The 13,679-nt window shown below is 36.1% G+C and carries 12 protein-coding genes; 8 read left to right on the top strand and 4 right to left on the bottom strand.

The genetic code is table 11. The features are described 5' to 3' along the window. Nucleotides 1-266 precede the first annotated feature (266 nt). The 6 genes from glpT (at nucleotide 267) to opp4A (ending at nucleotide 7,525) form a co-directional block, all read left to right on the top strand. Nucleotides 267-1,616 (top strand): glycerol-3-phosphate transporter, encoded by a 1,350-nt coding sequence (gene glpT / locus ACLBWW_RS24375; RefSeq protein ID WP_048541751.1) that lies wholly within the window; start codon nucleotides 267-269, stop codon nucleotides 1,614-1,616. A gap of 284 nt (nucleotides 1,617-1,900) precedes the next feature. Further along, nucleotides 1,901-2,920: an ABC transporter ATP-binding protein gene (locus tag ACLBWW_RS24370; protein WP_048541749.1), complete on the top strand. Its 1,020-nt coding sequence runs from the start codon at nucleotides 1,901-1,903 to the stop codon at nucleotides 2,918-2,920. Then, nucleotides 2,907-3,833 carry an ABC transporter ATP-binding protein gene (locus tag ACLBWW_RS24365; protein WP_048541747.1) on the top strand — a complete coding sequence of 309 codons (927 nt, stop codon included), beginning with the start codon at nucleotides 2,907-2,909 and terminating at the stop codon, nucleotides 3,831-3,833. Before ACLBWW_RS24370 ends, ACLBWW_RS24365 begins: the two co-directional genes overlap by 14 nt. Nucleotides 3,834-3,847: 14 nt before the next feature. After that, on the top strand, nucleotides 3,848-4,813 hold the full coding sequence (gene opp4B, locus ACLBWW_RS24360; RefSeq protein WP_048541746.1) for an oligopeptide ABC transporter permease: 966 nt from the start codon (nucleotides 3,848-3,850) through the stop codon (nucleotides 4,811-4,813). 18 nt (nucleotides 4,814-4,831) lie between these two features. After that, nucleotides 4,832-5,737, top strand: a complete 906-nt coding sequence (locus tag ACLBWW_RS24355; protein ID WP_048541744.1) for an ABC transporter permease — start codon at nucleotides 4,832-4,834, stop codon at nucleotides 5,735-5,737. A 15-nt stretch (nucleotides 5,738-5,752) separates the two neighbouring features. Further along, complete coding sequence (opp4A, locus tag ACLBWW_RS24350) at nucleotides 5,753-7,525, top strand: oligopeptide ABC transporter substrate-binding protein (RefSeq protein WP_098068464.1); 1,773 nt, start codon at nucleotides 5,753-5,755, stop codon at nucleotides 7,523-7,525. A 100-nt stretch (nucleotides 7,526-7,625) separates the two neighbouring features. Here opp4A and ACLBWW_RS24345 read toward each other — a convergent pair whose 3' ends face one another. The 4 genes from ACLBWW_RS24345 to ACLBWW_RS24330 form a co-directional block, all read right to left on the bottom strand. Next, nucleotides 7,626-7,751, bottom strand: a complete 126-nt coding sequence (locus ACLBWW_RS24345; RefSeq protein ID WP_000453510.1) for a DUF4027 family protein — start codon at nucleotides 7,749-7,751, stop codon at nucleotides 7,626-7,628. A gap of 208 nt (nucleotides 7,752-7,959) precedes the next feature. Further along, on the bottom strand, nucleotides 7,960-8,382 hold the full coding sequence (locus ACLBWW_RS24340) for a universal stress protein (RefSeq protein WP_000277996.1): 423 nt from the start codon (nucleotides 8,380-8,382) through the stop codon (nucleotides 7,960-7,962). 65 nt (nucleotides 8,383-8,447) lie between these two features. Next, complete coding sequence (locus ACLBWW_RS24335) at nucleotides 8,448-9,899, bottom strand: SulP family inorganic anion transporter (protein ID WP_048541742.1); 1,452 nt, start codon at nucleotides 9,897-9,899, stop codon at nucleotides 8,448-8,450. A gap of 155 nt (nucleotides 9,900-10,054) precedes the next feature. After that, a complete protein-coding gene (locus tag ACLBWW_RS24330; protein WP_098222292.1) occupies nucleotides 10,055-11,302 on the bottom strand; it encodes an ArsR family transcriptional regulator in 1,248 nt (415 codons plus the stop codon). Between the two features lie 174 nt (nucleotides 11,303-11,476). Between ACLBWW_RS24330 and ACLBWW_RS24325 the strand changes: the two genes are divergently transcribed. Further along, on the top strand, nucleotides 11,477-12,154 hold the full coding sequence (locus tag ACLBWW_RS24325) for a response regulator transcription factor (protein WP_098076851.1): 678 nt from the start codon (nucleotides 11,477-11,479) through the stop codon (nucleotides 12,152-12,154). A gap of 11 nt (nucleotides 12,155-12,165) precedes the next feature. Further along, nucleotides 12,166-13,551 carry a sensor histidine kinase gene (locus ACLBWW_RS24320; protein ID WP_098048171.1) on the top strand — a complete coding sequence of 462 codons (1,386 nt, stop codon included), beginning with the start codon at nucleotides 12,166-12,168 and terminating at the stop codon, nucleotides 13,549-13,551. Nucleotides 13,552-13,679 lie beyond the last annotated feature (128 nt).

Here is a 13,679-nt window from a genome sequence, read left to right as displayed (position 1 = left end):
CCACCTCTTATTTAAACAATAAAATATTTAATGTATTTAAATATTAATACCACGAACAAAATCCGTCAACACTTTTATTTATAAAAACGTTTACATTTTTGTCACAAAGTTGTATAATTTTCGACGAAGTTAATATTGACAGTCACGGAGAATCGGAGTATACGGCTATGAATCATAAAAAAGGAAACTTTTTTATATTTCATGGCCTTTTTATATTCTCTCTGACTTACAACATTTCGAATTAATTAGGGGAGGATTTTCATTTTATGTTTTTCACACAATTATTTAAACCTGCGCCCCACGCGGAACGCTTACCAGCTGATCGTGTTGATAGCGAATACCGTAAATTACGTTTACAAGTATTCTTAGGTATCTTCATCGGCTATGCAGGTTACTACTTCGTTCGAAAAAACTTTTCACTAGCAATGCCATACTTAATCGAACAAGGCTTTAGTAAAGGGGAACTTGGGGTTATCCTTTCAGCAGTTTCTATTGCTTACGGATTAAGTAAATTTCTTATGGGTATCGTATCCGATCGTTGTAATCCTCGCTATTTTTTAGCAGCTGGACTATTTTTATCAGGTATCATTAATATTATTTTCGGCTCATTTTCTTTCATTACAACGAGCATTATACTTATGTTTGTACTTCAGTTTTTAAATGGATGGGTACAAGGTATGGGCTGGCCTCCTTGTGGTCGTACGATGGTTCACTGGTTCTCTATTAGTGAACGTGGTACAAAAATGTCTATTTGGAACGTTGCTCATAATGTCGGTGGCGCGCTTATGCCTTCTCTTGTGACATTAGGCTTATACTTCTTCGCAAATGACTGGAAGAGTATTTTTTACTTCCCAGGTATTCTTTCAATTTTAGTTGGTATTTATGTATTAATTACAATGAAAGATACACCTCAATCTTGTGGACTACCTTCGATTGAAGAGCATACTGGAGAATATCCACCAGATGAGAAAATAAAAGATCGCGAACGCGAACTTTCGGCAAAGGAAATTTTATTTACATACGTACTAAACAATAAATTTTTGTGGTACATCGCTATTGCGAACGTTTTCGTATATTTCGTACGTTACGGTGTTGTAGACTGGGCTCCTACTTATTTAGTAGAAGAAAAAAGCTTTACTCATAGTAGCTCACGTACTGCTTACGCTCTATATGAATGGGCTGGTATTCCAGGTACACTTCTTTGCGGATGGATGAGTGATAAACTATTTAAAGGACGCCGCGCACCTGCTGGTATTTTATTTATGGTTGGTGTATTTATCGCAGTTCTTGTTTACTGGTTAAATCCTCCTGGTAATCCAATGGTTGATAGTATCGCACTTGTCGCGATTGGATTTTTAATTTACGGACCGGTTATGTTAATTGGTCTACACGCTCTTGACTTAGCACCAAAGAAAGCTGCTGGAACTGCAGCAGGCTTAACTGGATTCTTTGGTTACTTAGGCGGAGCTGCTTTCGCTAGTGCCGCTATGGGCTTTATCGTAGATGCATTCGGATGGGATGGCGGATTCATCTTATTACTTGTATCTTGTGTACTTGCAATGTTCTTCCTTGCTCTTACTTTAAACACAGGATCTGCAAAACAAAAACAAGCTTAAGTACTAATATTATTCTTATCAAAAAAAGAGAGACTGTTCTTTCCAGAACACCTCTCTTTTTTCTACATATAATACTTTTTTCTTACAAAAGATTTATTTCCCTCTCACATATATGTTAGCGTTTCCAAAACACCTCAACTACTAATACAACTGCATTCAATTTTTATATAAAAAGATTTTTGAATATTTTCTCAACTTATGCTTGTCAAACATTGTCATTTTATATTAAAATAACAACAACATACAAAATATTTAGTCTTTTCTGAAAAGATGGAGGGATAGCCATGAAGAATCCACTTCTTCGCATTGAAAACTTACAGACTTCCTTTCGCATACAAGATCACTATCATGCAGCAGTAGATGATGTTTCGTTAACTGTCCATGAAAATGAAATTGTCGCGATAGTTGGTGAATCAGGTTGCGGAAAAAGTGCACTTGCCCTTTCTATTATGCGATTGCATAATGAAGCAAATACAAAATTAAAAGGGCAGCTTAACTATAGAGATAAGGATTTACTAACTATGTCAGCCGCAGAGATGAATAAAGTACGCGGATCAAACATCGGTATGATTTTCCAAGAACCTCTTACAGCACTCGATCCTCTTATGACAGTTGGAAAGCAAATCGAAGAAAACTTAGACTACCACACAAGCCTTTCAAAAGTTGAAAAGAAAGAACGCACCTTAGAACTACTTCATCAAGTTGGTATTCCAAAACCAGAACTTACATATAAACAATACCCACACGAATTATCTGGCGGAATGAGACAAAGAATTGTTATCGCAATTGCAATCGCTTGTAACCCAGCACTCATTATTGCAGATGAGCCAACAACGGCTCTTGACGTAACCATCCAAGCACAAATTTTAGACTTACTAAAGTCTATTCAAGAACAAACGAAAATGGGCATTATTTTAATTACTCATGATTTAAGTGTTGTCGCAGAAACAGCTGATCGTATCGTCGTTATGTATGCTGGACAAGTTGTAGAAACAGGAAAAGTTGAAGAGATTTTTAACAACCCTCTTCACCCATATACTCGTTCTCTATTAAACTCCATTCCATCTGCGTATGGTGAAAAAGAAAAATTGCACGTAATTCAAGGGGTCGTTCCTACGTTAGCGAAACTTCCTCGCACAGGTTGCCGCTTCCAAGCTCGAATTCCATGGATTAGACCTGATCAGCACGAGGAAAATCCAATTTTACATGAAGTAAAACCAGACCACTGGGTGCGTTGTACTTGCTACAAGCATTTCAACTTCCAAGATAAGAAAGGAGATGACGTAACTCATGGCACTGCTTAAAGTAGAAGATTTAAAAGTACATTTCCCAATTAAAGGTGGTTTCTTCGGCCGCACATTAGATTACGTACGTGCTGTCGATGGTGTAAGTTTTGAATTACAACCGGGTGAAACATACGGGATCGTTGGTGAATCAGGAAGTGGCAAATCAACAACGGGTAAAGCAATTATGCATTTAACGAAAGCAACAGAGGGTAGCATTCATTTTAATAATAGAGATTTAACAAAGTTAAGTCGCTCTGAGCTACGTGAACAACGAAAAGATATTCAAATGATTTTCCAAGATCCGTATTCATCATTAAATCCTAAGAAACGTGTTCTCGACATTATTGCTGAGCCTCTTCGAAATTTTGAGAAGCTCTCACCTGATGAAGAACGTAGAGCAGTTCAAGAATATCTTGATAAAGTTGGTCTAAATCCAGAGTCAATTTATAAATATCCACATGAATTTTCCGGTGGGCAAAGGCAGCGAATTGGTATTGCACGCGCTCTTACATTAAAACCGAAGCTTATTATCGCTGATGAACCTGTATCAGCACTAGATGTTTCTGTACAAGCTCAAGTATTAAACTTCTTGCAAGATTTACAAGCTGAGCTCGGACTAACGTACTTATTCATTAGTCATGATTTAGGTGTAATTCGTCATATGTGTGATCGTATCGGTGTTATGTATCGCGGACGTATCGTCGAAGAAGCAACTAGTGCAGAAATATACAGTAATCCGCAACATATTTATACGAAGCGCCTCATATCAGCAATTCCTGATATTCGTCCTGAAAATCGAGAACAACAACGTAAATTACGTCGTGAGGTCAGCACTGAATACGAAAAATCATATGAAAATTATTTCAATGAAAACGGTCGTGCTTACGATTTAAAACCAATCTCGCCAACGCATCGGGTGGCATTACCATAAGGGAGTGATAAATCATGTGGAAGTTTATATTACGGAGATTTTTAGTAATGATCCCGCAATTATTCGTGTTAAGTGTACTTGTCTTTCTACTAGCTAAAGCAATGCCAGGCGATGCCTTAACCGGCAGAGCAATGAATCCAAAAGCGGATCCAAAAGTAATTGAAGAACAACGTGAAAAGCTTGGATTAAATGACCCAGTTCCAACACAATATGTTCGCTGGATTAAAAATGCAGTCCAAGGTGACTTTGGTATTTCCTATGCACATAAAATGAAAGTAACCGAGTTAATTGGAGAACGACTTGGAAATACAGTATCTTTAGCACTTGTCATTCTTATTCTTACTTATTTAATTGCCATACCACTGGGAGTTATAAGTGGACGGTGGAATGATACATGGGCTGATCGACTCATTACCATTTACAACTATCTAGGTTTCGCTACACCACTATTTATATTTGCACTAGTTATGCTCTTCCTATTTGGATTTAAGTTTGCAATATTCCCAACCGGCGGTAGCGTAGATCCTCAAGTTGCAACAGGTACATTTGCTTACTATTTAAGCAAATTGAATCACATGCTACTACCAGCTTTATCCGGGGCATTAATTGCAACAGTTGGTACTGTTCAATATTTACGAAGCGAAATTATTGATACGAAACATAAAGATTTTGTACGTACAGTAAGAGCAAAAGGTGTTCCAGAATCAAAAATCTATTCTAGACATATTTTACGAAATTCATTCTTACCAATTGCAGCCTTCTTAGGCTATGAAATTACAGGATTAGTTGGGGGTGCCATCTTTTTAGAAAGTATTTTTAGCTATCCAGGAATTGGGCAACTATTTATACAATCTATCTCTCAACGCGATTTTAGTGTAATAACTGCACTCGTTATGTTTACTGGATTTGCAACGTTACTTGGAACTCTCCTTTCAGATATTATTCTAAGCATCGTCGATCCACGTATTCGTATTGATTAATGGAGGTGAAGAAACATTATGTTAGCAAAACCCGAAAAACAAACTGAAGTTATTCATTACGAAAAAAGCCCTTCCGGTTTCTCTATTATGTGGCGAGAACTTCGTAAAGATAAATTAGCAATGTTTTCACTTTTTTTCCTAGCAATCTTATTACTAGCAGTCTACGCAACATCTTTTATTATGAAACAAGAAGATATTGTACGAGTTGATTTATTCGCTATTTATGCTCCTCCCTCTGCTGAACATTGGTTAGGAACAGATTACGGAGGACGCGATATTTTCGGTCAACTTATTATTGGTACACGTAACTCATTTACAATTGGATTAGCAATTACTATTCTTTCTTGTTTAATTGGTCTTTCAATTGGATTAATTGCCGGTTATTTTGGAGGAGCTATTGATAATATCATTATGCGCGTTATCGACTTTGTTATGGTTTTACCATTTTTAATGCTTGTAATTGTATTTATTACACTTGTTCCTACATTCAATATTTTTACTTTCATTTTAATTATGAGCGTGTTCCTATGGACAGGAAAGGCCAGATTAATTCGCTCAAAAGTATTAACTGAAAAAGAACTAGATTATGTCTCTGCATCTAAAACTTTAGGAACACCAAACTGGAAAATCATTCTTTTCCAAGTACTACCTAACTTAAGTTCAATTATCATTGTTAGCGTTACATTAAATCTTGCTGGAAACATCGGTATTGAATCTGGTTTAACTTTCTTAGGTTTTGGCCTACCAGAGAGTACACCAAGCCTTGGTACACTTGTTAGTTATGCTAGAAATCCAGATGTATTACAAGAAAAATGGTGGATTTGGTTACCCGCATCAATCATGATTTTAACATTGATGCTGTGTATAAATTTTATTGGTCAAGCGCTACGCCGTTCGGCCGACGCAAGACAAAGAAAAGGATAAGGGGTGGAAGAAATGATGAATAAGCCAAAATTTTTTAAAGTATTAAGTACACTTGCGGTTTCAACATTACTACTTTCAGCATGTGGGGGCAGTGGTGGTAGTGAAAAAACGAGCAGCACAAAAAAAGTAGATACAAATAAATTTAGTACAAATGTTAAAAATGATAAAAAAGAAGTGAAAGATGGTTCATTAACATATGGTCTTGTTTCTAACACACCATTTGAAGGACTTTTGAACTTCGCTGTATATGAAGGGGATCCTGATAACCAAGTCATTACCATTTTCGATGAATCTTTATTATCAAATGATGAAAACTGGGAATACACGAATGATGGTGCTGCTACATATGAAATTTCTAAAGATAAAAAGACAATTACACTAAAAATTAAAGATAATGTAAAATGGCATGATGGAAACCCTGTTACTGCTGAGGATTTAGAATACTCTTATCTGGTGATTGGTAGCAAACAATATGCTGGTTCTCGCTATGACTCTCAAATGCAAATGATTGAAGGTATGGAAGATTATCATAATGGAAAAGCTGAAAAAATTTCAGGTATCAAGGTAACGGATCCAAAAACAATTTCGATTACGTTTAAAGAACCGAATCCTTCTGTGAAAACTGGGCTTTGGACATACCCTCTTCATAAGAAATACTTAGGAGATGTACCAATCGATAAATTAGCAGAATCTGATAAAATCCGTAAAAACCCAATTGGTTTCGGACCTTTTAAAGTGAAGAAAATCACTCCTGGAGAATCCGTTGAATTTGAACGTTTTGATGACTATTATGGTGGAAAACCAAAACTGAAAAGTATGGTTTTAAAAGTTGTTAACCCTTCCATTGTTAACGCGTCCTTAAAAAATGGTGATATTGACATTGCTGAAGTAAGTGCAGATCAATATCCAAATGTGAGTAAATTAAAAAATGCACAATTAGTTGGTAAAACCGATTTATACTATAGTTATATCGGCTTTAAATTAGGTCATATGGATAAAGAAAAAGAAGAAGTAGTGATGGATAAGGATAAGTTTAAAGATGTTCGTGTACGTCAAGCAATGGCTTATGCTATTGATCGAAAAGAAATTGGCGAAAAATTATATCACGGCCTACGTTATCCGGCTAACTCACCAATTCCACCATCTCTACCAAAATATCATAACAATAAAATTGGTGCCTATGATAAAGATGTAGAGAAAGCTAAAAAGTTATTAGATGAAGCTGGCTATAAAGATACGAACGGAGATGGATTCCGTGAAGATCCGAATGGTAAAGAATTTAAAGCTAATTTCTTATCAATGAGTGGTAGCGATGTGAGTGAACCACTTGCAAAATTCTTTATTCAATCTTGGAAAGACATCGGCCTAAAAGTAGAACTTCTTGATGGTCGCTTACACGAATTCAACTCATTCTACGATATGATTAAAAAAGATGATCCAAAGGTTGACCTTTTCGCTGCTGCTTGGGGAACTGCATCTGATCCAGACCCTTCTGGTATTTGGGCTAAAAACGCACCGTTCAATTACACACGTTGGGCTACTGACAAAAACACAGAATTATTAAAACAGGGTATTTCTAAAGAAGCTGCTGATGAAAAATACCGTAAAGATGTCTACGATAAATGGCAAAAATTAGTTCACGATGAAGTACCATTAATTCCACTTCATTATAAATTTGACTTAAAAGGTGTAAATAATCGCGTAAAAGATTATAAATATACACCAGAAGATCAATACAAGTGGGGTAAAGTTAGCGTAACAAGCGATAAAGCAGAAACAGAGAAATAAGAAAATAGCTCCTAGCACTAAGATACATGCTAGGAGCTATTTTTTATTTACCATCCTTCTCTTACTATTAATAACAACCAATTCCTTTCCTACTCTAAGATTAAAAGATTTGATGAATCATCTTTATTACAACAGCTAACGTAACAGATGCAGCAAATCCGCCTAAACAAATTAAGCTTACCCCTTGACTATATGATAAATTTTGCAATGATTTCATTACTTCCATCCTCCCTATCTCCCCTTTGATACTCTTATTTTACCAATGGGAAAAATTTCATAACATCGATTTTTCTGACAACAAACTTACAAATTTGTAAGTTAACATTTTCTAAAACTTATGTATCTAGTATGTCCATACCTTCCCCTTTTATACACCAAAAAGGACCTTGAATTATATCAAAGTCCTGCTTACACTACAGAGTATCTCACTCAATTTATTTAATAATCATCACCGGGCATTTCACTCGTTTTGCTATTTTATGACTTACACTACCAAGCACCATCTCTTGCAGTGTATTTAATCCTCTACTTCCAGCGATAACAAGATCTATGTCTCCTGTATTTACATATTGAACAATCGTATCTCCTGGATCGCCATGTAATATCGTAATTTTATAAGAAATGTTCTCTTTCTTTAATAAACCTTCAATCTCTTTTAATTTATCTTTTCGACTAGCCGATATTGTTTCTAGATCTGTTTGACCTTGTATAATATCTGATTTTGCCGTTCTATTATCTACTACGTACACAACTTCAACATTTGTTTCTTCGCTACATTTCGCAATATATGTTGCATGTTCCGCTGCTCGAAGTGCATGTTCAGAACCGTCACATGCTAATATAATTTGTTTGTACATATGCTGAATCCCCTTTTCGTTATCCTACCCGTATTATATAATAAAGCCCCCTAAAAAGGAGGCTTCTAACTAGCAATTCTTTTATTATAAGTAGCTAAGTTTGAAATAATCTTCGAGCTTCGTTCATTTAATCCCGTTATACTTACTTTCACGCCACTTTGTTCATACTTCATGATAACTTTATCAATTGCGGCTACCGCTGAATCATCCCATACGTGTGCATGAGTAAAATTCAACTCAATTTCTTTTACATCTTCCTCAAATGAAAAATGATTTATGAAGTCCGCTGTAGATGCAAAGAAAAGTTGACCATGAATTTCGTATATTTTCTTATTTTCAATATATAAATGTTTCACGTGAATCTTTGCCATATTGAAAGCAAATAAAACCGCACTAATTACTGTTCCGATAATTACACCTAGTGCTAAATTATGTGTAATTAAGACAATCACAACTGTTACGATCATAACAAATGCGTTTCCTTTTGGTACTTTATGAATCGTTGTTACAGAGTTCCAATCAAATGTTCCAATTGAAACCATGATCATAACTGCAACTAAAGCTGCCATCGGAATATGAACAACATAATCACCTAAAACGAATAGTAATACGATTAAAAACCCGCCTGCTACAAATGTCGATAAACGACCTCGTCCACCTGATTTAATATTAATAACAGATTGTCCAATCATTGCACATCCTGCCATTCCTCCGAAGAAACCAGCGACAATATTTGCAATACCTTGCCCACGTGCTTCTTTATGTTTATTACTGTCCGTATGCGTCATATCATCTAAAACTGAAGCTGTTAATAATGACTCTAGTAAACCGATAATTGCAAGCATAACTGCGTACGGTAAAATAATCCCTAACGTCTCAAGTGTAAAAGGTACGTCAGGAATGCTAAAGAACGGTAATTCTTTCGGCAAGCTTCCCATATCTCCTACTGTTTTTAACTGCAATCCGCTCATAAGTGCAATACTTGTCACAATAATAATGGAAATAAGTGTAGACGGTACAGCCGTCGTAATACGTGGAAATACATATATAATTACAAGTCCTAATGCGACAAGTGCATACATTTGCCAAGTTGCATGTTTAAAATGTGGTAATTGCGCTGTAAAAACTAAAATTCCAAGTGAATTTAAAAAACCACTCATAACAGATTTAGGAACAAACTTCATAAATGAGCTCAGTTTGAACACACCAAAAATAATTTGGACAATACCCGTTAATATTGTTGTAGCAAATAAGTATTGCAAACCGTGATCCTTCACGAGCGTCACCATTAACAATGCCATTGCACCTGTTGCAGCTGAAATCATCCCAGTTCTTCCGCCAACAAATGAAATGGTAACTGCAATACAAAAGGCTGCGTATAGTCCAACAGTCGGATCCACACCTGCAATAACTGAGAAAGCGATCGCTTCAGGAATTAACGCTAAAGCAACAACAATTCCTGACAGCACATCCCCTTTCACATTGGAGAACCAGTCATTTTTTATGGTTTGAAACAAAATACCACTCCTCTACTCTTTTATCATTTGATTTTCTCCATAAGAAAATCTAGACCGACTGCACGAAGGCTATTATATAACGAGTAGAGAGATTTTTGCTATGTAAAAGTTTCCTAAAAAAAGACGCTACCTTCATAGCGTCTTTTCTCATTTCATTAATGTCCACCGTGCCCTTGACCACTTTCCTGAACAATCTCTAACCTTTCATCCAGTATACCTTGTGTTTCAAATGAAATATCACTCGTACTTCCTAATAAGAAGCCGTGGTTATACGGTCCAAGTGTTGGGTCATCTTTAAACTTCGGCTGAATACTAGCAAGGAATTCATACACTGGCTGTGAAGCTTTCCCTTCTTCTAACAATACAACAGGTGCGTGTTTACCCATATGAGAAAAAGGTGCCCCTGCAACTGCTAAGTCTGGTGTTTTACTTGAAACAAATGATAAACCGTGGCCTGTTTTTGTGAATCCCCAGCCAAATTTCGTTTTTTCATCTTTAAACTTCGCAAATGAGATAGAGTTTTCTACTGGAGTCTCTCCACTAATACGCGTTACTTTCCCGTATTTACTTAACTCTTTTTCTACTTCTTTTGAAACGATTTTTTCTGGTCCTAGTAAATATATATTTGCTTTATCTTTTCTCATTTTTAATGCCTCTATCGTCGCTTCTGGCACTTTATCTTTTTCTGTATATAAAAGCGGTTCTGGCATATGAGAAATCCAATTTACAGCTGGTGTTGTATATAAACGCCCTTCTTCTTCAGACGAACCGATAATAACACTATTTGGATAGCTACCTGTTATATCGGCATATTCTTTATCCACATCTTTAGCAAATGTAGCTGGATCCGTTTCTTTTATTTGCTTTACTTTATATGCTTTTAATTGCTCAAGGATAGATGGACCTACATCCCCCATCACCATAATTTGTGTTCCATCTTTCGTTCCGAGCGGATTTAATCGTTTTATTTCTTTTAACGTCATTTCGGGTACCTTTTCTTTTTCTATAAATAAAATTGGCCCGTTATTCGGATGGTGAATAAGATCCGCGCTCGCAATACCTAATTGCCACTCGTTTACTGGCACTAAAATAACAGCGCCTGGCTGATTCTCTTTATGCGTTGCTGGCCATATCGTTTGCGAAGTTACTACTGCCATTTGCAGTGGATCGTTTGTGTTTAATCTCGTTACATTTTTTAAACTTGTCGTTAATAAATCATTCGATGCACCTTCGTTCATTTCTTTCGGCGCAGTTACCTCCTGATTCATTTTCATTTCCTTTTGCTCTGTTTTTTTCTCTTCTTTAGATTCATGATTTTTACGATCCGTGTTCGTTTGTCCACATGCAGCAAGACCAACTGCTGTAATTATTGTTATCCCAAAGATTCGGGTCACCTTTTTCACTATACCGCCTCCGTATAAATCATTTTCGAGCCAATATGATTACCTAAAATGAAATTTCAACTTTACAATAACAAGCAATTCTGAAGAAATTATGCAGATGCATGATAATCTGCACCATTTCTTCATGATTTTGACTTACAATTTAATTAATAACTACAAATGCGGAGGTACTCTATGGTCGATATACTACTCGTAGATGATGAGCCGAGAATGCTTGAATTATTAACGCTTTATCTTACTCCAATCGGATACAACTGCGTATGTGCAGTATCCGGGGAAGAAGCTATTTCACATATAGAAAATCGAAACTTCAAATTTGTTTTACTCGATATTATGATGCCAAAGATGGATGGGTGGGAAACGTGCAAAAGAATTCGATCCTTTAGTAACGTTCCCATCATTATGGTAACAGCTCGTGATCAAACGGTAGATGTCATCCAAGGGTTAAAACTTGGAGCGGATGATTATGTAACGAAACCTTTCCATGAAGAAGAGCTTTTCGCAAGAATTGAAGCTGTTTTAAGGCGAACGAATCAACACGCACAAATCCAATATCACGGTATTTTATGGGATGAAGCAAAGCATTTCGTCTCTGTCTATAATGAAGAACTTCTTCTCACTCCAATCGAATTCTCTTTACTCGGATTATTTTTACATCATGTGAACTACGTGTTAAGCCGCGATCAGCTCATTGAACGAATTTGGGGACTAAATACAAATACAGAAGATAGAACAGTCGATTCACATATTCGTAATTTGCGTGATAAATTACGAAAAGTAAATTTCCCTATTGATCACCATTTAAAAACTGTTTACGGAGTCGGGTATCGATGGGTTGATACTGTAGATTAAGGAGCAAAGTAATGAAGCGAATTTCTATTCAGCTCGGATTTTATTTTTTAATTGTTACACTTTTAATCGAAAGTGTTCTATTTGTCTTGCTTTATTATAGTCTTGTCAACAATAGAGTAAATGAAGAAATGGCAGCTTTATTAAAGCGTGGAAATAGTCACCGAGATGTCCTTGAAAAGTATTTTGATAAGCAAACAATCTCCCATGTTGCACTAATGGAATCCGAAGCCGAAACCACTGTCGTTATTACAAATGCCAATAAGGATGTGCTAGCTAAATCCAACGAAATAACTACTACTATAAAAAAGCATATTGAAAAGATGCAAACACGGACAGATCATGACGGAGCAATTATAGAGAATCATTGGAAAACATCTAATTATATATGTACAGTTAGTCCAATTATAGTCGCAGGAAAAACAGAAGGCTACGTATATATGTTTCTCGGAACGGAATCAATCGAGGAAATGGTTAACGGACTAACAAGACAATTCATTATTGCCGGAGTCATTACGTTTCTATTAACAGCCATCACCATCTTTCTCTTATCACGGTTGTTAACAAAACCATTGTTACACATGAAACATGCCACTGAAAAAATGAGTAAAGGCGATTTATCTGTTTCTTTAACGACTAGTCGAAATGATGAAATTGGTGAACTAACCTCATCTATTCAAACGCTTGCTAATGATTTACATTATATGAAAACAGAGCGAAGTGAATTTCTAGCAAGTGTTGCTCATGAATTACGAACACCGCTAACATACGTAAGAGGTTATGCTGACATTGCTTTAAAGGAAAACACATCTCCTGAGCAACGTTTACGATATTTATCTATTATAAAAGATGAGTCTGATTATATTACGAACTTAGTTCAAGATTTATTTTCACTTGCACAAATGGAACAACATAACTTTTCTATTCAAGTAAAGGAAGTATATTTACACACCTTCCTTACTCGCATAGCTGAAAAAGTAAATGCCATGTATAAAGAAAGATACATTACAGTTTCTTTTTCTTGTCCTCCTACACTAGTAGTAAACTTAGATGAACAGCGATTTGAACAAGTTGTAGTAAACATTTTAAATAACGCTTATAGACATTCACAAGAGCATTCTCATATAAATATTTCTGTTACAGAAGAACATAAACGTATTTCCATTACAATTGAAGATGAAGGCGAAGGTATTCCGCCTGAAGACCTCCCTCATATTTTCGACCGTTTTTATCGAGTTGATAAAGCAAGATCACGAGCTACAGGCGGAACTGGTTTAGGACTATCTATCGTGAAAGAAATTGTAGAACTACACGGCGGGAATATTACTGTAACGAGCGAAGTCGATCATGGGTCTTGCTTTATTATTTCATTGCCATCTATACAAAAACACGACTATTGATGGTAGTCGTGTTTCTTTATCATTTTACTTTATCCCGCTTTAATGGGCAGTAAAACCCCCAACTCAAAATTCAGCGAAAGCAAAGAAGTTAGTTGGGGGATCAACTGCCCCTAAAAGTCCGATTGGTT

The organism is Bacillus sp. M5A3_1b (assembly GCF_053345335.1).
Note: the sequence above shows the minus strand (reverse complement) of the source record. Positions and strands in the feature narration are given on the sequence as shown.

Coding starts and splice junctions, on each gene's coding strand:
- glpT (WP_048541751.1), top strand. CDS start 267: ATGTTTTTCACACAATTATTTAAACCTGCGCCCCACGCGGAACGCTTA.
- ACLBWW_RS24370 (WP_048541749.1), top strand. CDS start 1,901: ATGAAGAATCCACTTCTTCGCATTGAAAACTTACAGACTTCCTTTCGC.
- ACLBWW_RS24365 (WP_048541747.1), top strand. CDS start 2,907: ATGGCACTGCTTAAAGTAGAAGATTTAAAAGTACATTTCCCAATTAAA.
- opp4B (WP_048541746.1), top strand. CDS start 3,848: ATGTGGAAGTTTATATTACGGAGATTTTTAGTAATGATCCCGCAATTA.
- ACLBWW_RS24355 (WP_048541744.1), top strand. CDS start 4,832: ATGTTAGCAAAACCCGAAAAACAAACTGAAGTTATTCATTACGAAAAA.
- opp4A (WP_098068464.1), top strand. CDS start 5,753: ATGAATAAGCCAAAATTTTTTAAAGTATTAAGTACACTTGCGGTTTCA.
- ACLBWW_RS24345 (WP_000453510.1), bottom strand. CDS start 7,751: ATGGAAGTAATGAAATCATTGCAAAATTTATCATATAGTCAAGGGGTA.
- ACLBWW_RS24340 (WP_000277996.1), bottom strand. CDS start 8,382: ATGTACAAACAAATTATATTAGCATGTGACGGTTCTGAACATGCACTT.
- ACLBWW_RS24325 (WP_098076851.1), top strand. CDS start 11,477: ATGGTCGATATACTACTCGTAGATGATGAGCCGAGAATGCTTGAATTA.
- ACLBWW_RS24320 (WP_098048171.1), top strand. CDS start 12,166: ATGAAGCGAATTTCTATTCAGCTCGGATTTTATTTTTTAATTGTTACA.